The following is a 25,418-nucleotide window of genomic DNA, read 5'->3' as shown; positions in this document are numbered from 1 at the left end:
CGACCCGTGCGCGAGACGTGGCATCGCGCCGCTGGGGTCGACACGGTGGAGGCGATGGTACGCTCCTGGCAAGCACGAAGGAAGCCGGCGATTGCGTCGGCCAGCATGCACCGAGGCCTCTTCCGACCGGCCATGAACGCTTGCCAGGCATACGATCGAACCAAGAGGCAGGGGCAAATTCGACGCGCGAGGAAGCCATGCCTGCGTGCGACCGGGACGCGGTGGCGACGACAACATAGCGGCGGTCAAGGAAACGGACGGGAAGGAACACCGATGTGGCGTGGCTCAGTGCGCACCGGGATGGACATCGGTTATCGCTGCGACAGGTATGGGACCACCTGCGCAAACGCCCGGACATGCGGAGCACATCCGGGCGTCATGGCAACCACCGTGGGCGGTCGCCATCAGGAACTGGTGCTTACCAGCCCAGGCCGATCGAGAACACGACCGCGTGCACGGCCAGTGCGACGACCAGCACGGAGAACAGGATCGGCATCAGCCAAGTGGCAGGATTGACGACCATCCAGATCTTCCAATCGTCTTCCGGGTTCTTCGGCTTTGCGATGTCGCTCATTGTTTTGACCTCGTTGGACTAGGTTAAAGTGCGTTGAACCGGGGCGGTTCGATTACCACCAGGGGTTCGCGGCGATGACGAACAGGTGCGCAAGTGCCGCCAGACCGACGAATGCGGTGTAGGTCACCTTGAACTGCTCGTGAAACTCTTTTGCCTGCTGCTCAGTCAATCCAGACATTGGAATACCCTCTAGCTTAAGGGGTTATAAACATTGCCGCACTCATCGATGTGCGCGACAAACCAGACGGACGCGACCGGATCGGTCGCGACGCCATAAATCACTCTGCCGGAGCAGCCTCTTCGGCCGCGACCGCCTCGACGGCCTCAGGAGCCGGAGCGGACCAGCCCTGATCGGGGAGCGAGAAGGCGTAGACGTGAACAGCCAGTGCCACCACCAGGACGGCAACCAGCGTCGGGATCAGCCAGGTAGCCGGATTCACCACCAGCCAAAAGCGGTAGTCCTGCTCCAGCGGTTTGTAGCCCATGATCTGCATATTCTTATCCTCGACGACGACCGATTACCACCAGGGGTTGGCAGCGATGACGAACAGGTGCGCAAGTGCCGCCAGACCGACGAATGCGGTGTAGGTCACCTTGAACTGCTCGTGGAATTCCTTCGCCTGCTGCTCGGTCAGACCCGACAGACTTTTCTGATCAGCCATGTTGGCCTCCTAATGAAATCGCGCCGTTACAAACGACTTGAATCTTTTCGCGACCCTCTGGCCGCGAAACCAGTGGTTCATGCGCTGCGCGGGACTCCGGTGGATCCAGGGGTCAGCGCAGATCTTGGGTGTCATCTTAGCTTTACATAGGTGAATGTCAAGACTAATAGACAACAGATCGCCGCAGGTTCCTGACAGCCTTTCCGAACAGGCCGCTTCTGAGGCGAAAAACCGATAAAAAACGGCAAATTGCAGCGAAAGGAGAAAATGCCGGATCGCAGAAGGCCGCGGCCAGAACGCGCGCGCAGCGACGATCGGCTGAAGAGCGACCGGTCAGCGATGGAGGAAAGGTTGGGAGGGCAAGGTGTCGAGAGACGTCTCTTCGTCCGAGCCAGGACTCCGCGTGGCTCGGACTCAGTGCTCTACAGTGGCGTTGCACCACTGGGCGACGGCAGACGAGGACAACCTCGTCTGCCGTGTACCGTGCTGTACGAGACAGCCGGTGAGACAGTCGGTCGCGCCGGGCGCAACCGCCGTCAGGCTGTTACCAGCCCAGACCGATCGAGAACACGACCGCGTGCACGGCCAGTGCGACGACCAGCACGGAGAACAGGATGGGCATCAGCCAGGTGGCAGGATTGACAACCATCCAGATCTTCCAATCGTCTTCCGGGTTCTTCGGCTTTGCGATGTCGCTCATTGTTTTGACCTCGTTGAATTAGGTTAGGGTGCGTTGAACCGAGGTTCGATTAGAACCAGGGGTTCGCAGCGATGATGAACAGGTGAACGACCGCCGCCAGGCCGACGAAAGCGGTGTAGGTCACCTTGAACTGCTCGTGGAATTCTTTTGCCTGCTGTTCAGTCAGTCCAGTCATGGAACTACCCTCTCTATGGGGTTTAAAACATTACCGCACTCAACTCATGAGATGCGCGCGGCAAACCAGACGGACGCGATCGACATGATCGCGACGCCATCAATCACTCAGCCGGAGCAGCCTCTTCAGCTGCGACCGCCTCGACGGCCTCAGGAGCCGGAGCGGACCAGCCCTGATCGGGGAGCGAGAAGGCGTAGACGTGAACAGCCAGTGCCACCACCAGGACGGCAACCAGCGTCGGGATCAGCCAGGTAGCCGGATTCACCACCAGCCAAAAGCGGTAGTCCTGCTCCAGCGGCTTGTAGCCCATGATCTGCATGTTCTTATCCTCGACGACGACCGATTACCACCAGGGGTTGGCAGCGATGACGAACAGGTGCGCCAGCGCAGCCAGACCGACGAATGCGGTGTAGGTCACCTTGAACTGCTCGTGGAATTCCTTCGCCTGCTGCTCGGTCAGACCCGACAGACTCTTCTGATCAGCCATTATTAGCCTCCTGTAGAAATCAACGAATACCGTATGCGGCACTCGCAACCTTAGGGATCGGACGAGATCGACCTCGACGATGCATCGCGAGCGATGCGGGGCCGGTCATGTCCTCGTCCTGGACTCTAGGACCCTGCGTGGATCCCGTGTGTCATCTTAGCTTGACATGACCGGATGTCAAGAAGGTTTTACATGACGAGAACAGACTTTTTGCTGCCCCAAAAAAACCAATAAAAACAGACTTCTGACAAAAAACCACTGCGATCGCAAAAGGGCATCGTCGAGGACCGAAACACGACTTTATGCAAGTAAATCCTTGATGTAGCCGATTCCGAAGGCCGCGATGGTGATCACCGCAACGGCGATCACCGCAACCTTGCCCATGTAGACGAGCATCGAGATGGCCGGACGCAGCGCGGAGCTGTAATCCTGCTCCGCGGCCGGCTGCGCGCCCTCGGTCTGACCAGCCTCCGGCGCCGGGGCGCTGCTGCGCGGCTCGGTCTCCTCGACCTGATAGGGGGCGATGGTGACGACGCGGAAGAAGCGCGACTCGGCCTCATCGCTCGACTTATCGATGACGACGAACTCTCCGTCCGCACCCAGCCGCTCGACGGCCGCAAACTCGGTCGCGAACGCCTTGAAACTCTCCGCCTCACCCTCGTGCTCCCAGGACGGGGAGCGCAGGGGCCAGGTTCTCTTTGCCGCATACTTCACGCGCGTTTCCTCTCGACAAGATGGATTGACAACGACGCCCCCGCACCCTGGTGTTCTGGATCCGTCCACTGTGGCGCGGGGCCGGGCGCATCCACTGCACCGACCGGCACGAGCGGACACGCATCGCAGGGCAAGACCGCCTGACGGCGGCCGGCGTCGATCCGGACCGACCAATTGCCCACAAGATTCGAGGGATTGTATTGACGCGACCCGCGCTTGTCATTGACGCGGCACGCCCCTGGCCGACCCGGGAGCGCGAGAAGTCGAGAGCAGAGCAGAAAGGATCGGGTGCGCCCTGAGGCGCACTCCTGAAGCGAGACCGGCACACCCGCTCCCGCGCGGGAGCGGGAGAAGGACTCAGGCGCCCGGAGCCGAGTCGGCGTGGACCTGGGTCTGGAGATAGTTCTCCAGACCCAGGGTATCGATCAGCCCGAGCTGCTGCTCGAGCCAGTAGGCGTGATCCTCCTCGGTATCGGCAAGGATCGAGAGCAGCACCTGGCGCGTCTGGTAATCGCGCTCCTGCTCGCAACAGGCGATGGCCTCCTTGAGCGCGGCGACCACCGCGTACTCGAGCTGCAGATCGTTGGCGAGCATCTCGGGCACGTCGCGCCCCACCCGCAGACCATCACGCTGACTCATGTCCGGGATGGCATCGAGGAACAGCATCCGCTGGATCAGCAACGCCGCGTGACCACGTTCGTCCTCGCTCTCGTGAAGGATGCGCGCCTGCAGCCGCGCATACCCCCAGTCCTCGTACATGTGGCCATGGATGAAGTACTGATCGATCGCCGCCAGCTCGTTGGCGAGCAGCCGCTGCAGGTGCTCGATCACCTTGGGATTGCCTTGCATGGGAAATACCTCGCCTGGATCCGTGGTTCAGACCTGGGTCTCGAGATAACGCTCGAGTCCGAGTTCATCGATCAGGGCGTGCTGGGTCTCGAGCCAGTCGATCTGCTCCTCCACCTCGCCGTTGAGGGACTCACACAGCGCCCGACTGACATAGTCGCCGAGCTGCTCGGCACGGGCCGCGCACTCCCCCAGCGCGGTGCGATAGCGCTGGCCGAGTTCCAGCTCCGCGGCGAGCTGCTCGGGCACGTCCTCGCCGACATGCAGCTTGCCGAGATCCTGCAGGTTGGGCAGCCCCTCGAGAAAGAGCACCCGTTCGATCAGACGGTCGGCCTGACGCATCGCCAGGATCGAGTAGTCATAGAGTCGCTTCTCGATCCCGGGGAATCCCCAGTGACCGAGCATGCGGGCGTGGAGGAAGGACTGGTTGATCGCGGTCAACGCCTCCTTGATGACCGCATTGAGCTGACGGTTCATCGCTGGATCGATCTTCATGCCTGGGCAGCCTCCTTGGATTAAGACACGGCGGTGCCGGGACACCCGCCTCGCCCTGAATTGAGCCTACGAACAGAGGGGTTGCAGGAATCGCGAATAATTCCTATTTTTCTTCTCAACCACAATTCTCCTCGATCACGGGTCCGATTCCACCATGTACGTCTGCGTCTGCAATGCCGTCACCGACCGCCAGATCCGCGATGCCGCCACCAACGGCATCTCCTCGCTCTCGGAACTGCGCCGAACCCTGGCCGTCCCGGGCCCGTGCGGACGTTGCGCGCGCTGCGCCCACGAGTTGCTGCGCGCCACGCGTCTCGACGCACCCGACGGCGCAGCCGCGTCACCTTGTGCCTGCGAATGAGCCTGAGGAGAGAGGTATGACCAAACAGCGCCGATTTCACCCCGCTCCCCCCTCCCGGCTACTGAGCCTGGTGCTCGCGCTGGTCCGCTCCCGTCCCCGCAGCCGCCTGCAACAACGCCGCTGGCTGCTGCGACGCCACCTCAACGAGCACCATCTCCTCCAGCCCGTCGCCCCGACGGAGTCCTCGCCACACTGAACCTGCGTCCATATTTCTTGCACCCTGGGGCGCGATCATGACGGCATGAGGCTCTCGATCCGCGCCAAACTCTTCCTCACCCTGCTGCTCGCCTGCGTGCTGGTACTGGTCGGCACCCAGGCGTTCATGCACTGGTCGCTCGAGCGCGGTCTGGTCGAGCTGGTCGACGCGCGCGAGCAGGCGCGGCTCGAGCAGGTCGGCGAACGTCTGATCGACAGCTATCGTGAGCACGGCGACTGGCAGGTACTGCGCGACGAGCCCTGGCTGTGGTTCAACGCCATCAGCGGCCGCGGCACGGCACCTGCCGGGCGCCGTCCTCCCATGCACGGCGGCCTCGGCAGCGGTGCCTGGCCGCCACCGCACGCGCTCGAGCGGCTGCGTCATCACGACCGCCCGACCCCACTGGAGCTGCGCCTGATGCTGCTCGACGCCGAGGGCAGCATCGTCTATGGCCGCAGCGAACTGCTCGCCGAGGCCCGCCGCCAGCCACTGCGCCTCGATGGCGAGATCATCGGGACGCTCGCCATCCTCCCCGGGCGCCCGGTGACCGAGGTCGCCGAGCTGCGCTTTCGCGCTCGTCAGGGCGATCGGCTGTGGCTGATCGCGGTGGCGATGCTCGCCCTCTCGGCCGCCCTCGCCTATCCGCTCTCGCGACGTCTGGTGCGCCCGGTGCGCGAGCTGCAGGAGACGGCCCGCCGACTCGCCGCGGGGGATTTCGCCGCACGCGCCGAGCCCCGAGGTGACGACGAACTCGCCCGGCTCGGGCGCGACGTCAACGCCCTGGCCGCCGCGCTCGAGAGCAACGAACAGGCGCGTCGGCGCTGGGTGGCCGACATCTCGCACGAACTGCGCACCCCGATCGCGCTGCTGCGCGCCCAGCTCGAGGCGGTCCAGGACGGGGTCAGACCAATCGATGCCGACACCGTCGATCAACTCCACGCCGACGCGCTGCGACTCGGCCGATTGGTCGACGATCTCTACGAACTCACCACCACCGATCTCGGCGCGCTCGGCTACCGCTTCGAGCCGACCGATCCGGTTGCGCTGCTGCGCGCCGACTGCGAGGCCTTCGCCGAGCGCTACGAACATGCCGGGCTGAGCCTCGCGCTCGTCGCCACGCCGCCGGGCGAGACCATCCTGATGGCCGATGCCCAGCGTCTCTCTCAGCTCTTTCGCAACCTGCTCGCCAACAGCCTGCAGTACACTGACCCCGGTGGACGGCTGGAGATCCGGATCGCACGCACCGCCGCCGGGCTGACCCTCGACCTCCAGGACACCGCCCCCGGCGTCCCCGAGGCGCAGTGCGCACGTCTGTTCGAACGACTCTACCGGGTCGAGGACTCGCGCAACCGCCACACCGGCGGCGCCGGGCTGGGATTGGCGATCGCCGACAACGTGGCGCGCGCGCACGGCGGCACCATCAGCGCCCGCCCCTCGCCGCTCGGCGGGTTGTGGATCCGTCTCGAACTCCCATCCGCCCCCGGACAACGCAGCGACCGATGACCGACAACACCAACGCCCCGCTGATCCTGATCGTCGAGGACGAGCAGCGTCTCGCCGCACTGCTCGCGGACTACCTGCACGCCGGCGGCTATCGCAGCGCCCATCTCGCCGAAGGCACCGAGGTGCTCGAATGGATCCGTGACCACCGGCCCGCACTGGTCCTGCTCGACCTGATGCTGCCGGGACGCGACGGGCTGACCCTGTGCCGCGAGATCCGCGCCGAGAGCCAGATACCGATCATCATCACCACCGCGCGCGTCGAGGAGATCGACCGCCTGCTCGGACTCGAACTCGGCGCCGACGACTATGTCTGCAAGCCCTACAGCCCGCGCGAGCTGGTCGCCCGGGTCAAGGCCGTGCTCAGGCGCCAGCAGGTGAGCGCGGAGCCGGTCCGCGCGCTGCCCGGCGCCATCGACCTCGATTCGGCACGTCTGCGGGTCAGCGACGGCGAGCGCACCGTCGAACTCACCGCGGTCGAGTTCGCGCTGCTCGAGACCCTGCACCGCGCGCCAGGACGGATCTACTCGCGCGAACAGCTGATGGAGCGCATCTATCGCGACCGCCGGGTGGTCTCCGACCGCACCATCGACAGTCATGTCAAGAAGCTCCGGCGCAAGCTCGCCGAACTCCTCCCCGACCGAGAACTCATCCACGCCGTCTACGGCGTCGGCTACCGCTACGAGGACCAGCCCGACACGCCTGCCTGACAGGCAGCGGCCGGGGGGATTGAAACGCCAAGAGAAGAAAAGCCTCCAGCCGTCAGCCTCCAGTGAGGGAGGCGCGGTTGGTCTCGCCGCAGTTGAGTGCAAACCAACACTGGAGGCTGGGTGCTGAAGGCTGGTCGCTTTCTTCGCGCCCTTCGCGCCTTGGCGGTTCAGTCTTTCCCGCTGGCGGCTGGCGGCTGGCGGCTGGCGGCTGGCGGCTGGCGGCTGGCGGCTGGCGGCTGGCGGCTGGGCACAGCCTGACCCGAATCATCGGCGCCGGCGCGCGAACGCGTTATCATTCACCGGCGCACCCGGTGGCAGCCTCGTGCCACGCGCGCCGACCCCTGGCCCGACGAGGCGTCATCAGGACGATCAAGCCTTGCCCCTGCCATCCGCTTCCAGCCCGATGTCCCGCGCCACCCTGCTACGCCTGACCCTGTTGGTCGTGATCCTGCTCGGCAGCGGCGCGCGTGCGCTCGATCTCGCCGGGCTGCCGGTCTGGCACGACGAAACCTTCTCCCTGCTGCGGATCTTCGGTCATCCGTTCGAGGCGCTGCAGGCGGCACTCGAGGCCGCCGAACCGATCAGCGCCGCCGAGCTGCTGCGCTTCCAGCGCCCCGACCCCGCGCTCGGCTGGGCGGCGACACTGCGGGCACTGGCCTCGCACCCCGAGCACGCCCCGCTTTACTACCTGCTCGGACGCGTCGCCGGCGGCCTCGCCTCCGACCCGGTGGTGGGCCTGCGCGGGCTCGCCGCACTCTTCGGCGTGCTGCTGGTCCCGGCGGTGTTCTGGTTGACACGCGAACTCGGCGGTCGCGGGCTCACGCCCTGGGTCGCCGCGGCCCTGGTCGCCGTCTCCCCGGTGCAACTGCTCTATGCCCAGGAGGCGCGCCAGTACGCGCTCTGGCTGCTGCTCGTCGTCGCCGCCAGCGCGGCCCTGCTGCATGCCTGCCGACACGACCGGCGCGGCGACTGGTGGGGCTACGGTGCGCTGCTCACCCTCGGGCTCTATACCCATCTGCTTTTCGTACTGATGCTGCCGGTACACGCCCTGGTGGTTCTGGCGCGACGCGAGCGGTGGCGACGCTGGTTCATCGCAGTGGTGACGGCAGGCGTGCTGTTCCTGCCCTGGGTGGCGGTGATGGCCTTCGCCCCGGAGCGCATCGATGAGTTCACCGCCTGGATGCAGCGTCCGATCGACGGCGCACGCATCCTCGCCGCCTGGCGCGATCACCTGATGCACACCTTCGTCGATCTCGGCCCGACGCGGCTGCCGGGCTGGGCGGTGGGGCTGTTGCTCATGACCCTCGTCTGGGCGCTGTGGCGCTTCGTCGTCACCGCCCCCGGCGCGGCGGTGAGGCTCCTGCTCGCGACCATCCTGGTCCATCTGGGCATCGTGCTCGGGCCCGACCTGGTCCTCGGCGGCAGCCGCTCGCTGCACCTGCGCTACGCGCTGCCGGCGCTGCTCGCGCTCAGCCTGATCCTCGCCTGGTCGCTGGGACGGGCGCTCGAGGCCGCGGGACCGACAGCTCACGTCGCCGCCCTGGCGCTGCTCCTGCTGCTCGCGCTCGGGCTCGGCTCGCAGCACGCCATCCTCGAGGCCGAGACCTGGCGGACCAAGCAGTTCAGCGCCGACAACGCCGCCATCGCCGAGCGGATCAACCGCCAGGCGACAGGCGTCGAGGTGCTGGCCAGTCCCAGCGGGGTGAGCGCCGGCGAGCTGCTCTCGCTCGCCCACCAGCTCGCCCCCGAGACCCGACTGCGACAGCTCGCCGACCCGGCCGCGATCACGCCCGCGCCGGAGCGCACCTACTACCTGCTCACCCCCTCCGAGTCGCTGCGCGCGCAGCTCGCACCGACCCACCGGATCACCCCGATCGCGCCGACCTGGCAGTGGTTCGTTGCCACGCCCGAGGCCGGCCCAACCCCAGACAGCGGAGCCAGCCGATGAGACGCGCCGGCAACTTCCTCATCCCGATCCTGATCGCCCTGCTCACCATCGCCGCCTGGGCGCTGCTCAACCAGCCCGACGACGAGCCACCCTGGCCCTCTCGCATCCAGGGCTTCTCGTTCGCGCCGATGCACGCCGACGACGACCCCAGCGAGCACATCTACCCCTCGGTCGAGGAGATCGACGCCGATCTGGCGCTGCTCCAGGGCGATGCCTATGCGGTGCGCACCTATACCGTCGAGGACACCCTGGCGGCAGTGCCCCGGCTGGCCGCCGCGCACGATCTCAACGTCACCCTCGGCGCCTGGGTCGGCCCGGACACCGAGGTCAACGAGCGCGAACTCGAACGCCTGCACCAGGTGCTCGCCGAGGGCTATCGCAACGTGGTGCGGGTGATCGTCGGCAACGAGGCAATCCTGCGCCGCGACGTCTCGGTGGCGACGCTGATGGACTATCTCGACCAGGTGCGCAAGACCACCTGGCTGCCGGTGAGCACCGCCGAGCCCTGGCACGTCTGGTTGAAATATCCCAAGCTCGCCGAACACGTCGACTTCATCACCATTCACCTGCTGCCCTACTGGGAGGGCGTGCCCTACGACGAGGCGGTGGATTACGCCATCTCGCGCTACGAACAGGTCAAGGCCGCCTTCCCCGACAAGCAGGTGATCATCGGCGAGGTCGGTTGGCCGAGCAACGGCCGGCGCAACCGCGGCGCCGAGCCCTCGCCGGCCAACCAGACCCGCTTCCTGCGACGTTTCCTCGCCCACGCCGAGGCCGAGGGCTATGTCTATTACGTGATGGAGGCCTTCGATCAACCCTGGAAGATGAAGATCGAGGGCTCGATCGGCACCTACTGGGGCGTCTACGACGTCGAGCGCCAGCCCAAGTTCACCCTCACCCAGCCGGTGGTGCGCATCCCCGACTGGCAGGAACTGGCCGCGCTCTCGGTGCTGATGGCGGTGCTGTTGCTCGCCTTCCTCTATCGCGACAGCGCCACCCTGTCGAGCAAGGGCAAGGGGTTCCTGGCGATCGTCACCTACGCCATCTCCACCGCCGCGGTGTGGATCGTCTACGACTACACCCGTCAGTACATGACCCCGGCGACTGCGGTCGTCGGCATCCTGCTGCTGCTCGGCGGCGTCGGGGTGATCGTGCTGGTCTCGGCCGAGGCGCACGAGTGGGCCGAATCGCTGTGGCTGCGCCGCTGGCGCCGCGCCTTCCCGCGCCACCAACTGCCCGATGACGCACTGCCGCTGGTCTCGGTCCAGGTCCCGGCCTACAACGAGCCCCCGGAGCTGCTGATCGAGACCCTCGATGCCCTGGCCGCGCTCGACTATCCGCGCTTCGAGGTCCTGGTGATCGACAACAACACCAAGGACGAGGCGGTGTGGCGCCCGGTCGAGGCACACTGCGCACGGCTCGGCGCGCGCTTCCGCTTCTTCCACGTCGCGCCACTCGAGGGCTACAAGGCCGGCGCGCTCAACTTTGCGCTGCGCCACACCCATCCCGACGCCGAGGTGGTGGCGGTGATCGACGCCGACTACATCGTCTCGCCGAACTGGCTGCGCGACCTGGTGCCGGCCTTCGCCGATCCCGAGGTCGGCATCGTCCAGGCCCCGCAGGACTATCGCGACGCCGACCAGAACGCCTTCAAGGCGATGTGCATGGCCGAGTATCGCGGCTTCTTCCACATCGGCATGGTCACCCGCAACGAGCGCAACGCCATCATCCAGCACGGCACCATGACGATGATCCGGCGCGGACCGCTCGAGGACGGCGGCTGGTCGGAGTGGTGCATCACCGAGGACGCCGAGCTCGGGCTGCGGGTGTTCGAGGCCGGCCACAAGGCCCTCTACATCCCCTGCACCTATGGCCGCGGGCTGATGCCCGACACCTTCTCCGACTTCAAGAAACAGCGCTATCGCTGGGCCTACGGCGCGGTGCGCATCCTCATCCACCACTGGCGCGAGCTGTTCGGGCTGCGCAAGACCGCGCTCACCGCCGGGCAGCGCTATCACTTCCTCGCCGGCTGGCTGCCGTGGTTCGCCGACGGCATCAACCTGCTGTTCAACCTCGCCGCGCTCGGCTGGACGGTGGCGATGGTGATGTTCCCGAGCGAGGTCACCCCGCCCTATATCACCGTCGCCCTGGTCCCATTGGTGATGTTCGGCTTCAAGATGTCGAAGAGCTTCTTCCTCTATCGCCGCCGCGTCACCGCCACCCTGCGCCAGAGCCTCGCCGCGGGCCTCGCCGGTCTGGCGCTCTCGCACACCATCTCGCGGGCGATGTTCGGCGCCCTGGCCAGCGGCAGGCTCGGTTTCTTCCGCACCCCCAAGCTCGCCAGCGCGCCGGCCGCGGTGCGCGCCCTGCTCGACGCCCGCGAGGAGGCGCTGTTCGTGGTCGCGCTATGGCTCGGCGCGGTGCTGGTGCTGCTGCGTGACGATGGCTACATGCTCGACGTGCGCATCTGGGCGGCGGTGCTGCTGGTGCAGTCGATCCCCTATCTCGCCTCGGTGGTGGTCTCGCTGATCAGCGCCGCACCGCGACTGCCGGCACGCCTGGTCGGCCCGATGGGGACGATGGAGTGCGAACGACTGCAGCCCTCCGACGACACCTCGGCGACCTGATGGACGGCCCCAGGGACACGGCGGAAGCATCCGCCCGAGCGGATTAAGGGTTTACCCCTAGGTGGTTTCCCTATAGACTCGCGCCAACCTCTGAATCACGGCGCTCACCCGTCCCGCACACCAGCGCGGGACGGGGTATCCATGCGCCGCAATACAACAGAATCAGGTTGGCCTCATGCACAGAATCCCCGGCATCCTCCGTAGCGGCGCGCTCGCCGCGCTGCTCGTCCTCCCCGCGGCCCAGGTCTCGGCCAAGGTCACCCCCGGCGACGTCCAGAAAGGCATCGCCTCCTACTATCACGACAGCCTCCACGGGCTACCGACGGCCAGCGGCACCCCGTACGACAAGAACCGACTGAGCGCCGCGCACAAGACCCTGCCGCTCGGCACCAAGGTGCGCGTCACCGACACCGCCACCGGCAAGAGCATCGTGGTGCGGATCAACGATCGCGGCCCCTTCATCAAGGGCCGCATCATCGACCTCTCGCGCGCCGCCGCCGCCAAGCTCGACATGCTCCACAAGGGACTGGCGCGGGTCCGCGTCGAGATCCTCAGCGTGCCCGGCCGACGCGGGTCGTAAGAGCGACCAGCGATCAAGGGATTGAACCGCCAAGCCGCGAAGAGCGCGAAGGGGAAAATAGCCTCCAGCGACCAGCCTTCAGCCGCCAGCGGCGCTGCGCTCAACGACCGCTGTCTGGATCATGCGCCACGGCTGACAGCGGGCGGTGCCGTGGTCGAAGGCGCACACCCGCTGGCGACTGAAGGCCGATCGCCCGAAACTTGAATCTTCGCGCTCTTTGCGGCTTTGCGGTTCAAACTTCCTGGCGGCTGGCAGCTGGTGGCTGGCGGCTCTACTCCCAGCGAAACAGCCGGGCGGCGATCGCCAGCAGCGCGGCGGCGAAGGCGAGCAGGATGCCCAGCTCGGGCAGCACCGTGACGACCCCGGCGCCGTCGATCATCACCGCGCGGGCGGCGTCGACCACGTGGGTCAGCGGCAGCAGTGGCGCCACCGCCTGGGCGAGCGCGCTGGTGCCCTCCAGCGAGAACCACACCCCCGAGAGCAGCATCATCGGCCACACCAGCAGGTTGAGCACGCCGTCGGCCAGCTCCTCGGTGCGCAGCCGCGCGGCGACGATCAGCCCCAGGCTGATCATCGCCAACGCGCCACAGGCGAACACCAGCGCCAGGGCGAGATAGGAGCCGTGCATCGGCACGTCGATCAACACCGACGCGCCGAGATAGACCACCAGGGTCGAGCCGAGCACCACCAGCAGCCGCGACAGCACCTGGGCGACGAGGAACTCGGCGGCGCGCAGCGGGGTCGCGCTGAGTCGGCGCAGCACCCCGTTCTTGCGATAGCGCACGATCACCCAGCCGACACCCCACAGGCTGGAGAACATCAGGTTGAGCGCCAGCACCCCGGGCAGCACCCAGTCGATATAGCGCACCGCCGCGCCGCTGACCGCGCGGCGCTCGACCTCGAGCGCCGGGCCCGCCTCGGCGGGCGCGTCGCCCTGCCCGCCGAGCAGCAGTCGTTCGGCGAGATAGCCGTTCGGCGAGTCGTCGTTGACCCAGTAGCCGGGCGGCTCGCTGGTGAGGTCGACCACCAGGTCGAGCTGATGGCGCTCGACCTTGGCGCGCGCCGCCGCCGGATCGCTCACCGCCACCTGCTCGACGTGTTCGAGGGTGAGCAGCGGCAGCGACGCGGCGCCCCCCTCGCCCAGCACCCCGACCTTGAACACCGGCTCGGGGCCGGCGCGGAAGATCGCCGCCAGCGCCACCACGATCACCAGCGGCATCACCACGTTCCACCCCAGGCCGGCGCGATCGCGGTAGAACTCGCGATTGCGCGCCACCAGCACGGCAAGGATCCGGTGCCACATCGTCATCACCCCCGCAGTGCGTGACCGGTCAGTTTCAGAAACAGGTCCTCGAGCGTCGGCGCCTTGACCCGCAGCGCATCGAGGTCGGCGCCGCTGGCAGCCAGCTCGGCGAGCACCGGGGCCAGTTGCGCGGTGGCGATCTCCAGGGTCTCGTCGACCCGGCGCGCGCCCTCGGGCAGCGCCAGCCCCGCCGGCCAGTCCGCCGCCGGCAGCCGCACCACCGCCGCCGGCAGGTGCGCGCGCAGCAGTGCCGCCGGCGTACCCTCGGCGATCACCCGACCGTGGTCGACGATGGCGATGCGATCACACAGCCGCTCGGCCTCTTCCATGTAGTGGGTGGTCAGCACGATGGTGGTGCCGCGCGCGCGCACCCGCTCGATCAGCCGCCAGAAGTTGCGGCGCGCCTGTGGATCGAGCCCGGTGGTGGGCTCGTCGAGGAAGATCAGCTCGGGGTCGTTGACCAGGGCGATGGCGAGCAGCAGGCGCTGACGCTGACCGCCGGAGAGGCGTCGGGTGTCGCGCCCGAGGATGGGCTCGAGGTCGCAGAGTGCGATCAGCTCGTCGCGATCGGCGCTGCGCCGATAGAGCCGCGCGAACATCTCCAGCGCCTCGCCGACGCGCTGGAAGTCCTGCAGCGCGGTGGCCTGGAACTGGATGCCGACCACCTCGCGATAACCGGCGTCGAGCGCCCGGCCACGATAACGCACCTCGCCACCACTCGGTGCCAGCACCCCCTCGAGCATCTCCAGGGTGGTGGTCTTGCCGGCGCCGTTGGGACCGAGCAGGCCGAAGCACTCACCGGCGCCGACGGCGAAGCCGATACCCGCGACGGCGCGCACGCCACCGGGATAGACCTTGACCAGCTCGCACGCCTCGAGTAGTGGCGTCGTCATTGCTCACGCTCCTTCATCGCATCCACGCCCGTCTGTTTCACAACCCGAGTTCGCGCCAGCGCGCGCGGATGCGCTTGACCGAGACCGGGCCGTCGGTGCCGAGCTGCTGGGCGAACAGCGACACCCGCAACTCCTCGAGCAGCCAGCGGATCTCGTCGAGGCGCGGGTCGTCGCGACCGGCGGCGCGCGCCGCCTCCATCCGCTCGCGCCACTGGGACTGCAGCGGGGCCATTTCGTTCATCCACTGGCGATCGCGCGCAGCGCCCAGCGGCAGCTTGTCGAGACGCTGCTCGATCGCCTTGAGATAGCGCGGGTAGTGGCGCAGCCGCTCCGGCGCCACGGCATCGAGGAAACCGCGGAAGACCAGGGCGTCGAGCTGGGCGCGGATGTCGAGCACCGCATGCATCCAGTTGATCTGATTGATCCCGGCGAGCGTCTTGCGCACCCGCTGGTAGACGTCGAGGATCTCGCCGGCGAGCGCGCACACCGCACGCGTCTCGGCGGCGAGCGCGCCGCGGCGCTCGGCCAGGCGCGCCTCGAAGGCGGCGCGGGTGCGGATCGGCGCGTCGTCCTCGGCGAGGAAGGTACGATCGAGCGCGCGCGCGATCAGCGCCTCGGCGAGATCGGCCTCGCGCAGTCGTCGCGCGCCCTCCTCGCCGTCGGCCGACTCGGGCTGCGGCGCCTTGGCGTACTGCAGCCGCATCCGATCGAGCTGCGGCAACTGACGACGCAACTGGCGCAGCTCCTGCCCGAGATGCAGCGCGAACAACCGTCGCACCCCGTGACGATGCGCCGCGGCGGCGCGCGCCTCGGCGTCGAGCACCCGCACCGCCACCGTCTCGCCCTGATCGACCAGCGCCGGGAAACCGCTCAGACGGATCCCGCCGCGCTCCAGCTCGACGCGCTCGGGCAGCGCCTCGAAATCCCAGCGGGTGAGGCCGTCGCGCTCCAGCCCGGGATCGGGGAGATCGGCGAAGCCCTGCTCGGCGTGCGCGGCGAAACGTCGGCGCAACCGCGCCAGGTCGCTGTCGACGGCCAGGGTCGCGCCCTCGTCGCCGAGCACCCGGATCTTCATCCGCAGGTGCTCGGGGACCGCCGTCGGGTCCCAGGCGTCCTCGGCGATGTGCACCCCCTTGACCGCGCGGATCGCCTCGCCGAGCGCCTGGAGCAGCGGCCGGTCGCCGGGCTGGAGCCGCGCGACCAGTTGCGCGGCGGTGTCCGGGATCGGCACCAGCGAGCGGCGGATGGACTTCGGCAACGCGCGCAGCAGCGCCTCGATGCGCTCACCGAGCAGCCCCGGCACCAGCCACTCCAGGCGCTCGGCCGAGACCTGGTTGAGCAGCGCTACCGGTACCGACAGGGTCAGCCCGTCGTCATCGCTGCCGGGCTCGAAGTGATAGGCCAGCGGCAGCCGCGCGGCGCCGACGGCGAGCGCGTCGGGGAAGCGCGCCGCATCGACCCCGGCGGCATCGTGACACATCAGATCGGCGCGCCCCATGTGCAGCAGCTTGGGGTTGTCGCGGCTGGCCTCGCGCAGCCAGCGCTCGAACTGCGGGCGCGAGTAGATGCCCGAGGGCACGCGCTCGGCATAGAAGGCGTAGATCGCCTCCTCGTCGACGAGGATGTCGCGGCGGCGCGACTTGGCCTCGAGCGCGCGGATCTCCTCGATCAGCGCCTGATTGTGCCGCCAGAAGGGCGCGCGGGTGCTGAAGTCGCCCTCGACCAGCGCAAAGCGCAGGAAGATCTCGCGCGCCTCGCCGGGGTTGATCGGGCCGTAGTTGACGCGCCGGCGCGCCACCAGGGTGACGCCGAACAGGGTGACGCGCTCGAAGGCCGCCACCTGACCGGCGCGCGACTGCCAGTGCGGCTCGCTGTAGCTGCGCTGCAGCAGATGCCGCCCGGCCTCCTCGATCCAGGCCGGCTGCACCTGCGCCACGGTGCGCCCGTACTGGCGCGTGGTCTCGACCCGCTCGGCGACGACGACCCACTTCGGCGGCTGGGCGAAGAGCCCCGAGCTGGGGTGGAGGTGGAAACGGCTGTTGCGCGCGCCGAGATACTCGCGCTGACCATCGCGAAAGCCGATGTTGCCGAGCAGCCCGCTGAGCAGGGCGCGATGGATCTGCTCCTCGCCGCCCTCGGTGCTGTCCTCCTTGTCGCCCATCTCCAGCATCTGCTCGCGCAGCTGGGCGTGAACATCGCGCCACTCCTGCACCCGGGTCGGCGAGAGGAAGTGACGCTGGCAGAGCTTGGTGAACTTGTTGCGCGAGAGCGCATGGCGCTCGCGCTCGAGAAAGGTCCAGAGATTGACGAAGCCGAGGAAGTCGGAATGCTCGTGGGCGAAGGTGGCGTGGATCTCGTCGGCGGCCTGCTGCTGATCGTGGGGGCGCTCGCGCGGGTCCTGCACGCTCAGCGCCGCGGCGATGATCAGCACCTCGCGCAGACAGCGCCGCTCGGCCCCGGCGAGCAGCATCCGGCCGATGCGCGGATCGACCGGCAGCCGCGCCAGCCGTCGTCCCAGCTCGGTGAGTTCGCCCGCGGCGTCGATCGCCGCCAGCTCCTCGAGGGTGCGGTAGCCGTCGCGCACCAGTCGCCCGTCGGGCGGATCGATGAAGGGGAAGCGCTCGATCGCGCCGAAACCGAGCAGCTTCATCTGCAGGATGACCGCAGCGAGGTTGGTGCGCACGATCTCCGGCTCGGTGAAGGCGGCGCGCTCGGCGAAGCTCTCCTCGTCGTAGAGCCGGATACAGATGCCCTCGGCGACACGCCCGCAGCGCCCCTTGCGCTGGTCGGCCGAGGCGCGCGAGATGCGCTCGACCGGCAGCCGCTGCACCTTGGTGCGGTGGCTGTAGCGGCTGATACGGGCGAAGCCGGGGTCGATCACATAGCGGATGCCCGGCACCGTCAGCGAGGTCTCGGCGACATTGGTGGCGAGCACCACCCGACGGGTGCTGTGGGGCTGGAACACCCGTGCCTGCTCGCGCGGCCCCTGACGGGCGAACAGCGGCAGGATCTCGGTCGAGGGCGGATGGTGCTTGCGCAGGGTCTCGGCGGTCTCGCGGATCTCGCGCTCGCCAGAGAGGAACACCAGCACGTCGCCCGGACCCTGGGCGGCAAGCTCGCCGACGGCGTCCGAGATCGCCCGCTGCATCGACTCGTCGCGCTCGCCGGCGTGCGGCGACTCGGGCGGACGGTAGCGCACCTCGACCGGGTAGGTGCGCCCGGAGATCTCGATCACCGGCGCCGGATTTCCAGCGGCGTCGGCGAAGTGATCGGCAAAGCGCTGCGGGTCGATGGTCGCCGAGGTGACGATCAGTTTGAACTCGGGGCGCCGCGCCAGCACCCCGCGCAGATAGCCGAGCAGGAAGTCGATGTTGAGGCTGCGCTCGTGGGCCTCGTCGATGATCAGGGTGTCGTACTCGCGCAGATCGCGATCCTGCTGCACCTCGGCGAGCAACATGCCGTCGGTCATCAGCTTGATCGCGGTCTCGGGGCGCACGCGGTCGTGGAAACGCACCTTGTAGCCGACCAGGGCGCCGACCTCGCCGCCGAGCTCCTGCGCCACCCGCGCGGCCAGACTGCGCGCGGCGATGCGCCGCGGCTGGGTATGACCGATGCGCCCGAACCGGCCGCGACCGAGGTCGAGACAGAGCTTGGGGAGCTGGGTCGACTTGCCCGAACCGGTCTCGCCACAGACCACCACCACCTGATGCTCGCGGATCAGCGCGGCGAGTTCCTCGCGCCGCTCGCTGACCGGCAGGGCCGGCGGATAGTCGATCGCGGGGACCAGCGCGCCACGGCGCTCGCACAGTGCCTGCGAGGCGCGCAGGCGCTGCCACAGCGCGTGCAGACCGCGCTCGAAGGGCTGACCGGCGCGGGCACGGCGGCGCAGCCCCTTGAGACGGCGCCCGAGGGTCGGGCGGTCCTGGAGCAGACAGCGCTCCAGTTCGGAATCGGCGGGGAACGATTGCTCGGTCAAGGCGTTGATGTCGACGGACTTGGCAAGGAAGATGAGGATAACAGCACCGGACAGGTCGCCGGCTGGCGACCGCCCGGGCAGTTCAGGCGCGCTCGACCGGGAAGGCGAGCACGGCGTCGATGTCGGGCGCGCCGGTGGCGATCATCAGCAACCGATCGAGCCCGAGGGCGACCCCGGCGCTCTCCGGCAGCCCAGCCTCGAGCGCGGCGAGGAAGTGCACATCGGTCGGCACCTCGGCCTGCCCGTTGGCACGGCGCCAGTCGAGGTCGGCGTCGAAGCGGGCGCGCTGCTCGGCGGCATCGGTCAGCTCCTGGAAGCCGTTGGCCAGCTCCACGCCCTCGACATAGAGCTCGAAGCGCTCGGCCACCGGGGCCGCGCCCGGGCGCACCCGCGCCAGCGCCGCCTGGCTCGGCGGATAATCGTGGACGAAGCTCAACCGACCGCGCCCCAGCCCCGACTCCAGCCGATGACTGAGCAGCAGGTCGAGCCAGCCGTCGCGGTCGAGTTCCAGCCCCTCGACCCCGCCGATCCCGACGCGGCGCGCACAGTCGCGCAGCGCCGCCACCGAGGTCTCCCAAGGGTCGATGCCGAGCCCGTCGCGAAACAGCGCGCGATAGCTCACCCGCTCGACGGCGAGCGCCGGGCGGTCGAGCGCGGCGCGCACCAGCGCGGCGACCTCGTCGATCAGGCGCTGATAGTCCCAGCCCGGGCGATACCATTCGAGCAGGCTGAACTCGGGGTGGTGCCAGCGCCCGCGCTCGTCGTCGCGGAACACCTTGCAGATCTGGTAGATCGGCCCCGAGCCCGCGGCCAGCAGGCGCTTCATCGCGAACTCGGGCGAGGTGTGCAGATAGCCCCCGGCGACCCCGGTACCGGGGCGCACCGCCAGGCTGGTCAGCGCCGGATCGGTGACCGCCGCGCGCGAGAGCAGCGGGGTCTCGACCTCGAGCACCCCGGCGGCGGCGAAGAAGGCGCGGATGCGCGCGAGCATCGCCGCGCGCGCCTCGAGCATCTCGCGGGTCGCGCACGGGCGCCACGGCAGCCCTGCCGCGGCCGTGTCCCGGGCGGCGGGGCTCATGCCTCCTTGGCGCGCGAGACGTACTCGCCGGTGCGGGTGTCGACCTTGATCAGCTCGCCGGTCTGCACGAACAGCGGCACGCGCACCACGGCGCCGGTCTCGAGGGTCGCCGGCTTGCCGCCGCCGCCCGAGGTGTCGCCCTTGAGGCCGGGATCGGTCTCGGTGATCTCGAGCACCACGAAGTTCGGCGGCTCGATCGACAGCGGCACGCCGTTCCACAGCGTGACCTTGCAGAGGTCCTGCTCCTTGATCCACTTCGCCGCCTCGCCGACCGCCTGCTCGCTGGCGATCAGCTGCTCGAAGGTGTCGGGGTCCATGAAGTTCCACTCGATGCCATCGTTGTAGAGATACTGCATCTCCGTATCATGGACATCGGCCGCCTCGACCGACTCACCGGACTTGAAGGTCTTCTCCACCACGCGACCGGTCTTGAGATTGCGCACCCGGACGCGGTTGAAGGCCTGCCCCTTGCCGGGCTTGACGAACTCGTTCTCGACGATGGTGTATGGATCACCGTCGAGCATGATCTTGAGCCCGCCCTTGAATTCATTCGTGCTGTAAGTCGCCATGTCATCCTCAATTAATCGAGAGTTAAACCCTACGATCTTACCGCGAAGCGATAGCGGTTGTCAGACCCGCGACTGGAAGCAGGCGCTGCGTCAGGCGATCACCGAGACCGACGTCCTGCTCGACGCGCTCGGCCTCGAGCGTGACCGACTGCCGCCGCTCGATCCCGACCCGCGCCCCTTCGGCCTGCGGGTGCCGCGTGCGTTCGTCGCGCTGATGCGTCCCGGCGACCCCGACGACCCGCTGCTGCGTCAGGTACTGCCGCTCGCCCGCGAGCGCGTGGTGGTGCCCGGCTTCAGCGCCGACCCGGTCGATGACGCCGCCGCCGACCAGGGCGACGGGCTGTTGATGAAGTATCACGGTCGCGCCCTGCTGATCGCCACCGGCGCCTGCGCCCTGCACTGCCGCCACTGCTTCCGCCGTCACTACCCGCACGCCGCCCCGGAGACCGGCCAGACCCGCCTGCGCGCCGCGCTCGCGCGATTGGCGGCCGACGGGTCGATCAACGAGGTGATCCTCAGCGGCGGCGACCCGCTGATGCTCGACGATGATCGTCTCGACGCCCTGCTCGACGGGCTCGAGGCGATCGGCCAGCTACGGCGGGTACGGTTGCATACCCGGATGCCGGTGGTGCTGCCGGCACGGATCACCGAGGCGCTCTGCGCCCGCCTGGCGAGGAGCCGGCTGGAGACGGTGGTGGTGATCCATGCCAACCACGCCAACGAGCTCGGCGAGGCGGCCGCCGCCGCGCTCGCGCGACTGCGCGAGACCGGGACGATGCTGCTCAACCAGGCGGTGTTGCTGCGCGGGGTCAACGACGGCGTCGCGGCACAGTGCGCGCTCAGCGAGCGGCTGCTCGGCTGTGGCGTCCTGCCCTACTATCTGCACCAGCTCGACCGGGTCCAGGGCGGCGCCCATTTCCAGGTCGACGACACCGAGGCGCGCGCCCTGGTCGCGACGCTGCGCGCCCGGCTGCCGGGTTATCTGGTGCCGCGTCTGGTACGCGAGCGCCCCGGCGCCGTCGCCAAGCTGCCGCTGGCCGTCGGCGACGAGATCTGAGGCCGCCGAAGCCATCACTGGGTCGACGGTCGTTTTCATCGGCGGCGCAAACCCCGATAATCGATGCAAGCCTTTTCTTGCGTTCCTGAAACCGGTCGCCCAGCATGCCTGCCCCGAATCCAGCCGTCACACTGCTCATCCTGACCGCCGAGTCCAGCGAGGCCGAGCGCCTCGTCGCCACCCTGCGCGAGGCGGGCATCGCGGCGCGCGGCATGGTCAGCGCCCAGGTGGAGCGACTCGGCGAGTTACTCGCACGCACCCCCTGCGATCTGGTGCTGTGCTGCGCCCACGACCGCGACATCGATCTCGAAGCGGCCCTCGCCGCCCACCGCAGGCTCGACAGCGACACCCCGCTGATCGTCATCACCGGCCCCGAGAGCGACGCGACCGAATCGCTTCGCGCCCGTCGCGGCGGCGCCCGCGATCTGGTCCGGCGCGACGACCCCGAGCACCTCCAGCTGGTGGCCAAGCGCGAGCTGGCCGATCTCTACCAGCGCCGCGAGGCACGCGCGCTCGCCACCCGGCTGCGCCAGTGCGAGCGCCGCGCGCGCGAGTTCATCGAGGGCAGCCTGGACGCCATCGCCTTCGTCCAGGAGGGGCTGCACCTGCACGCCAATGCCGCCTATCTGTCGCTGTTCGGCTATGCCGACGCCGACGCGCTGGCCGGCGCCACCTTCCTCGACCTGATCCCCGCCGAGCAACGCCCCCGGGTGCGCGAGTTCCTGCGCGCGGTCGAGTACTCCGATCGCGAGGACGGCGCCGAGCTCGACACCCAGTGCCAGGGCGCCGACCGTCGGCCCTTCGCCGCGCGGCTGCGCGCGGCCAGCTCGGAGATCGACGAAGAGCCCTGTCTGCGCATCCTGGTGCGACCGGCGGCGGGCGCGGCGGCGCCGCTCATCGAGAGCGACAACCACAGCGCCGAGGCGATGCCGGGGCGCGCGCAGATGATCGCCGCCATCGCCGCGCGACTCGATGCCGAGCACCGCCCCAGGCATCCCTTCGCGCTCTTCTTCATCCAGATCAAGGGCCGCGCCGAACTGCTGCGCGACCTCGGCCTGACCACCGCACTGACGCTGATCGAGGGCCTGCGCGAACCACTCCAGGGCATCCTCGCCGATCATGCCGGAGGCATGCTGGCGCAGGTCAGCGACGACGGTTTCATGCTGCTGATCGACGGACTCGACACCACCACGGTCGAGCAGATCACCGCCCGGATCGAGCACGAGGCCCGTCTCCAGCGCGGGCGCAATGGCGAGCGTGAGGACGAGGCCGCCGACTGTGTCGTCGCCCACGTGCTGGTGGAGCTACGCGCACGCGAACCCAGCGACATCGTCAACCTCGCTCATCAGCGCTGTCTGCGCCTGCTCGCCGGCGGCCCGGGTCAGGGCGGGATGGGCAAGCCGACCTCGCTCGCCTCGCGCACCAAGCAGAGCGCCGAGGAGGGCGATGAGCAGATCGCCGAACGCATCGAGTACGCCCTCGAGCACGACCAGTTCCGTCTGGTCTATCAGCCGATCATCAGTCTGATGGGCGACAACCAGGAGCACTACAGTGTCCTGGTGCGGCTGTTCGACGAGGACGAGGACATGCTCGAGGCCAAGGACTTCATCGGTCCGGCGATCCGTCGCGGGCTGATCGAGCGCATCGACAAGTGGGCCATCCGCGCCGCCATCCAGTCACTCAGCGAACAGCGTCGCGCCGGTCACAACATCAGCTTCTTCATCAACCTCTCCGAGGATACCTTCCGCGACCCCAGCATCGTGCTGTGGATCTGCGACTGCATGCGCGAGTTCGACGTGCGCGGCAACTGGCTGACCTTCCAGTTCCAGGAGGCGCTGGTCGCGGCCAACCTCGCCGGCCTGAGCAAGCTGGTCGAGGCGCTGCGCAAGATCAAGTGCCGGGTGGCGATCAATCGCTTCGGCATGGCCGAACGCCCGGAGATGCTGCTGCAGGGGCTGGCACTCGACTTCGTGCTGCTGATGCCCGACTTCTCCCAGCGTCTGGCCGACGATCAGCAGAAGCAGAAACGGGTGATGGAGCTGGCCAACCTCGCGCGCGAGTTCAACATCAAGAGCGTGGTCACCGGGGTGGAGGATGCGCGCACCCTGACGGTGCTGTGGACCGCCGGGGTCGATTATGTGCAGGGCAACTTCCTGCAGCGCCCCTCACCGACGCTGGAGGTCTCCAGCGGCGGCTAGCGCGCCGTCGGCGGCGCCCGCAGATAGCCCGGCGGCGCGCGTCTCAGGCGCGGCGCGGAGAGCCGTTGCGCACCGTCCCGACGAGCGGCGAGCGTGGCGCTCGCGGCCGCATGCCGCGCCGCCATCTCGGGACGCAACGCGGTACGCGCGAGCACCGGGCGCAGCGCGCCGCTCGCCCCGCTCCGCTCGCCCCCGGCCCGGGCCATCGCCGGGGACAGCTCGATCCCGAGCAGCGCGCGCGCTGCCTCCGAGTAGGGTGCAACGCCCTTGCGTCCGAGATAGTCGGTGAGCACCCGATGGGTGTAGCGCTGGGTCTCGGGGTAGTCGACCCGCCCGCCGCCTCGTGCCAGGGCCCCCTCGCCGGCGTTGTAGGCCATCACCGCCTGGCCGATGTTGTCGTACTTCTCGAGCAGCCGCTTGAGATGACGCATCCCGGTCGCCAGGTTGGTCGCAGGCTCGGCGAGACGGGCCTGACCCTCGACGCCATAGTCCCGCGCCGTCTCCGGCATCACCTGCATCAAGCCGACCGCACCGACCGGCGAGACCGCGTCCGGGTCATAGGCCGACTCGGCGGCGATCACCGCCTGCACCAGATCCCGGTCGAGTCCGATGCCATCGGCGATGCGCCCGGCCAGCTCGGCATAGCGCGCCGTCTCGTCGGCCACCACGGGCAGCGGCGCCTGGAGCAGCAGGATCAGCAGCACGGCATGGGGGCAGCGGCACATGACACGGGACCTCGTTCGCTAGCGCAGGACGGGGTTCTCGAGCATAGACAGGGCGACAGTGGGGTGTCCAGACAAACGCGGACAAAACTGACAAGAAACGTCAGAATTCTTGTCAAGCGATCATGCTGCCCCGATCATCAAACAATGAAAACAACGACATAAAAACTGGTCCAGTTCATGCTTTGTTCTTTCCGGAGACGCACCGACCAACACCGCATCGCGCCACCGACGACGACATGGCGCGGGCACCCAACGGGCAGGTTGACCTGTCGGAGAGGGCCGAGATGATGCACAACACCACCCTGCTGCTCGCGCTGACCCTGCTGTTCGGCGGAATCGCTCCGGCCACCGCCGGGAGCATCACCACCAGGATCGAGGACTTCACCAACGGCGGCGGCTTCTTCGCCGAGGTACGGGTCAGCGATCTCGGCCCCGACCGCATCCGCATCACCCTCGATGTCTCCGATCCGGTCAATCCGGGGCTGACCCAGGCCGACCTGCTCGCCCTCTGGTTCGATCTCGCCGATCCCGCGCTGGTGCCCACGTTCACCCGTCTCGACACCAGCGGTGCGACCGCGAGCCTCGCCGACGATGCCAGCCAGGTGTTCCCGAGCGGAGGCGTACTCGATGCCTGGTTCGACGCCGACGCGATCGGCAGCCTCGGCGGCGGCAACAACCTCAATGGCGGTGGCGGCGTGGCGACGGGCTTCGATATCGGCCTGCTGCTCGGGCTCAACGGCGGTCGCGACGGCTTCCAGCAGCAGCGTACCTTCGACCTGGTGCTGCCCGGACTGAGCAGCGCGGCGCTGACCGATCAACGCATCGGGCTGCGGGTCCAGAGCATCGCCGGCGGGGTCTTCGACGGTATCGGCTCGTCGAAGCTGCTCGGCGAGCTGACCGGCACCACGCCGCCGCTGATCGCTACCGGTTTCGCGACCTTTGCAGCGCCATCGGGCAGCATCCCGACCCCTGCCCCCTGGGTGCTGATCGGGCTCGGTCTCGCCGCACTGACCCCCTGGTCACGGCGGCGCACCGGCTGAGCAG

At 68.4% G+C, this 25,418-nt stretch carries 26 protein-coding genes; 9 read left to right on the top strand and 17 right to left on the bottom strand.

What is annotated here, in order from left to right; genetic code table 11:
* Positions 1-418: 418 nt before the first annotated feature.
* From pufA (EDC29_RS10745) to bfr (EDC29_RS10695), 11 genes are all read right to left on the bottom strand, one after another.
* Positions 419-574, bottom strand: a complete 156-nt coding sequence (pufA, locus tag EDC29_RS10745; protein WP_082806268.1) for a light-harvesting antenna LH1, alpha subunit — start codon at positions 572-574, stop codon at positions 419-421.
* Between the two features lie 52 nt (positions 575-626).
* Complete coding sequence (gene pufB / locus EDC29_RS10740) at positions 627-752, bottom strand: light-harvesting antenna LH1, beta subunit (protein WP_062277669.1); 126 nt, start codon at positions 750-752, stop codon at positions 627-629.
* 100 nt (positions 753-852) lie between these two features.
* Positions 853-1,068, bottom strand: coding sequence for a light-harvesting antenna LH1, alpha subunit (gene pufA, locus EDC29_RS10735; protein ID WP_062277663.1), 216 nt, complete (start codon positions 1,066-1,068; stop codon positions 853-855).
* Positions 1,069-1,092: 24 nt separating this feature from the next.
* Positions 1,093-1,236, bottom strand: coding sequence for a light-harvesting antenna LH1, beta subunit (gene pufB / locus EDC29_RS10730; RefSeq protein WP_062277660.1), 144 nt, complete (start codon positions 1,234-1,236; stop codon positions 1,093-1,095).
* A gap of 544 nt (positions 1,237-1,780) precedes the next feature.
* Complete coding sequence (gene pufA / locus EDC29_RS10725) at positions 1,781-1,936, bottom strand: light-harvesting antenna LH1, alpha subunit (protein WP_082806268.1); 156 nt, start codon at positions 1,934-1,936, stop codon at positions 1,781-1,783.
* A 49-nt stretch (positions 1,937-1,985) separates the two neighbouring features.
* A complete protein-coding gene (gene pufB / locus EDC29_RS10720) occupies positions 1,986-2,111 on the bottom strand; it encodes a light-harvesting antenna LH1, beta subunit (RefSeq protein ID WP_062277666.1) in 126 nt (41 codons plus the stop codon).
* A 103-nt stretch (positions 2,112-2,214) separates the two neighbouring features.
* Complete coding sequence (pufA, locus tag EDC29_RS10715; RefSeq protein ID WP_062277663.1) at positions 2,215-2,430, bottom strand: light-harvesting antenna LH1, alpha subunit; 216 nt, start codon at positions 2,428-2,430, stop codon at positions 2,215-2,217.
* A 24-nt stretch (positions 2,431-2,454) separates the two neighbouring features.
* The gene (pufB, locus tag EDC29_RS10710) at positions 2,455-2,598 is read right to left on the bottom strand and encodes a light-harvesting antenna LH1, beta subunit (protein WP_062277660.1); all 144 of its coding nucleotides are present in this window, start codon (positions 2,596-2,598) and stop codon (positions 2,455-2,457) included.
* 300 nt (positions 2,599-2,898) lie between these two features.
* On the bottom strand, positions 2,899-3,312 hold the full coding sequence (locus EDC29_RS10705; RefSeq protein ID WP_132229804.1) for a hypothetical protein: 414 nt from the start codon (positions 3,310-3,312) through the stop codon (positions 2,899-2,901).
* Positions 3,313-3,669: 357 nt separating this feature from the next.
* Positions 3,670-4,161, bottom strand: coding sequence for a bacterioferritin (gene bfr, locus EDC29_RS10700; protein ID WP_062277655.1), 492 nt, complete (start codon positions 4,159-4,161; stop codon positions 3,670-3,672).
* 27 nt (positions 4,162-4,188) lie between these two features.
* Positions 4,189-4,653, bottom strand: a complete 465-nt coding sequence (gene bfr, locus EDC29_RS10695) for a bacterioferritin (protein WP_123140624.1) — start codon at positions 4,651-4,653, stop codon at positions 4,189-4,191.
* A gap of 154 nt (positions 4,654-4,807) precedes the next feature.
* On the opposite strand from bfr (EDC29_RS10695), the gene EDC29_RS10690 reads away from it, so the two are divergent.
* From EDC29_RS10690 to EDC29_RS10660, 6 genes are all read left to right on the top strand, one after another.
* Positions 4,808-5,014 carry a (2Fe-2S)-binding protein gene (locus tag EDC29_RS10690; protein WP_062277649.1) on the top strand — a complete coding sequence of 69 codons (207 nt, stop codon included), beginning with the start codon at positions 4,808-4,810 and terminating at the stop codon, positions 5,012-5,014.
* 241 nt (positions 5,015-5,255) lie between these two features.
* A complete protein-coding gene (locus EDC29_RS10685) occupies positions 5,256-6,713 on the top strand; it encodes an ATP-binding protein (RefSeq protein WP_123140622.1) in 1,458 nt (485 codons plus the stop codon).
* Positions 6,710-7,420 carry a response regulator gene (locus EDC29_RS10680; protein WP_123140621.1) on the top strand — a complete coding sequence of 237 codons (711 nt, stop codon included), beginning with the start codon at positions 6,710-6,712 and terminating at the stop codon, positions 7,418-7,420. The genes EDC29_RS10685 and EDC29_RS10680 overlap by 4 nt, the downstream gene beginning before the upstream one ends.
* Positions 7,421-7,796: 376 nt before the next feature.
* A complete protein-coding gene (locus EDC29_RS10670) occupies positions 7,797-9,368 on the top strand; it encodes a glycosyltransferase family 39 protein (RefSeq protein ID WP_132229802.1) in 1,572 nt (523 codons plus the stop codon).
* A complete protein-coding gene (locus EDC29_RS10665; protein WP_123140619.1) occupies positions 9,365-11,995 on the top strand; it encodes a glycosyltransferase in 2,631 nt (876 codons plus the stop codon). The genes EDC29_RS10670 and EDC29_RS10665 overlap by 4 nt, the downstream gene beginning before the upstream one ends.
* Positions 11,996-12,170: 175 nt before the next feature.
* Positions 12,171-12,575, top strand: coding sequence for a septal ring lytic transglycosylase RlpA family protein (locus EDC29_RS10660; protein ID WP_123140618.1), 405 nt, complete (start codon positions 12,171-12,173; stop codon positions 12,573-12,575).
* A 271-nt stretch (positions 12,576-12,846) separates the two neighbouring features.
* On the opposite strand, the gene EDC29_RS10655 is transcribed toward EDC29_RS10660, so the two are convergent.
* The 5 genes from EDC29_RS10655 to efp form a co-directional block, all read right to left on the bottom strand.
* Entirely contained in the window at positions 12,847-13,878 is a 1,032-nt protein-coding gene (locus EDC29_RS10655) for an ABC transporter permease (protein WP_132229810.1), read from the bottom strand.
* 5 nt (positions 13,879-13,883) lie between these two features.
* Positions 13,884-14,771 carry an ABC transporter ATP-binding protein gene (locus tag EDC29_RS10650; protein WP_123142125.1) on the bottom strand — a complete coding sequence of 296 codons (888 nt, stop codon included), beginning with the start codon at positions 14,769-14,771 and terminating at the stop codon, positions 13,884-13,886.
* Positions 14,772-14,808: 37 nt separating this feature from the next.
* The gene (hrpA, locus tag EDC29_RS10645; RefSeq protein ID WP_132229800.1) at positions 14,809-18,747 is read right to left on the bottom strand and encodes an ATP-dependent RNA helicase HrpA; all 3,939 of its coding nucleotides are present in this window, start codon (positions 18,745-18,747) and stop codon (positions 14,809-14,811) included.
* 82 nt (positions 18,748-18,829) lie between these two features.
* A complete protein-coding gene (gene epmA / locus EDC29_RS10640) occupies positions 18,830-19,825 on the bottom strand; it encodes an EF-P lysine aminoacylase EpmA (protein ID WP_132229798.1) in 996 nt (331 codons plus the stop codon).
* Positions 19,822-20,394, bottom strand: a complete 573-nt coding sequence (efp, locus tag EDC29_RS10635) for an elongation factor P (protein ID WP_025275289.1) — start codon at positions 20,392-20,394, stop codon at positions 19,822-19,824. Before efp ends, epmA begins: the two co-directional genes overlap by 4 nt.
* On the opposite strand from efp, the gene epmB reads away from it, so the two are divergent.
* Together epmB and EDC29_RS10625 are read left to right on the top strand one after the other, a co-directional pair.
* Positions 20,393-21,451, top strand: coding sequence for an EF-P beta-lysylation protein EpmB (gene epmB, locus EDC29_RS10630; protein WP_132229796.1), 1,059 nt, complete (start codon positions 20,393-20,395; stop codon positions 21,449-21,451). The genes efp and epmB overlap by 2 nt on opposite strands.
* A gap of 104 nt (positions 21,452-21,555) precedes the next feature.
* Complete coding sequence (locus EDC29_RS10625; protein WP_123140613.1) at positions 21,556-23,649, top strand: EAL domain-containing response regulator; 2,094 nt, start codon at positions 21,556-21,558, stop codon at positions 23,647-23,649.
* Here EDC29_RS10625 and EDC29_RS10620 read toward each other — a convergent pair.
* Positions 23,646-24,374 (bottom strand): lytic transglycosylase domain-containing protein, encoded by a 729-nt coding sequence (locus EDC29_RS10620; RefSeq protein ID WP_132229794.1) that lies wholly within the window; start codon positions 24,372-24,374, stop codon positions 23,646-23,648. The two genes, EDC29_RS10625 and EDC29_RS10620, sit on opposite strands and share 4 nt — an antisense overlap.
* A gap of 284 nt (positions 24,375-24,658) precedes the next feature.
* On the opposite strand from EDC29_RS10620, the gene EDC29_RS10615 reads away from it, so the two are divergent.
* The gene (locus EDC29_RS10615; RefSeq protein WP_132229792.1) at positions 24,659-25,414 is read left to right on the top strand and encodes a hypothetical protein; all 756 of its coding nucleotides are present in this window, start codon (positions 24,659-24,661) and stop codon (positions 25,412-25,414) included.
* Positions 25,415-25,418 lie beyond the last annotated feature (4 nt).

The sequence above is a fragment of the Marichromatium gracile genome, assembly GCF_004343155.1.
In the GTDB taxonomy this organism is placed as follows: Bacteria; Pseudomonadota; Gammaproteobacteria; order Chromatiales; family Chromatiaceae; genus Marichromatium; species Marichromatium gracile.
Note: the sequence above shows the minus strand (reverse complement) of the source record. Positions and strands in the feature narration are given on the sequence as shown.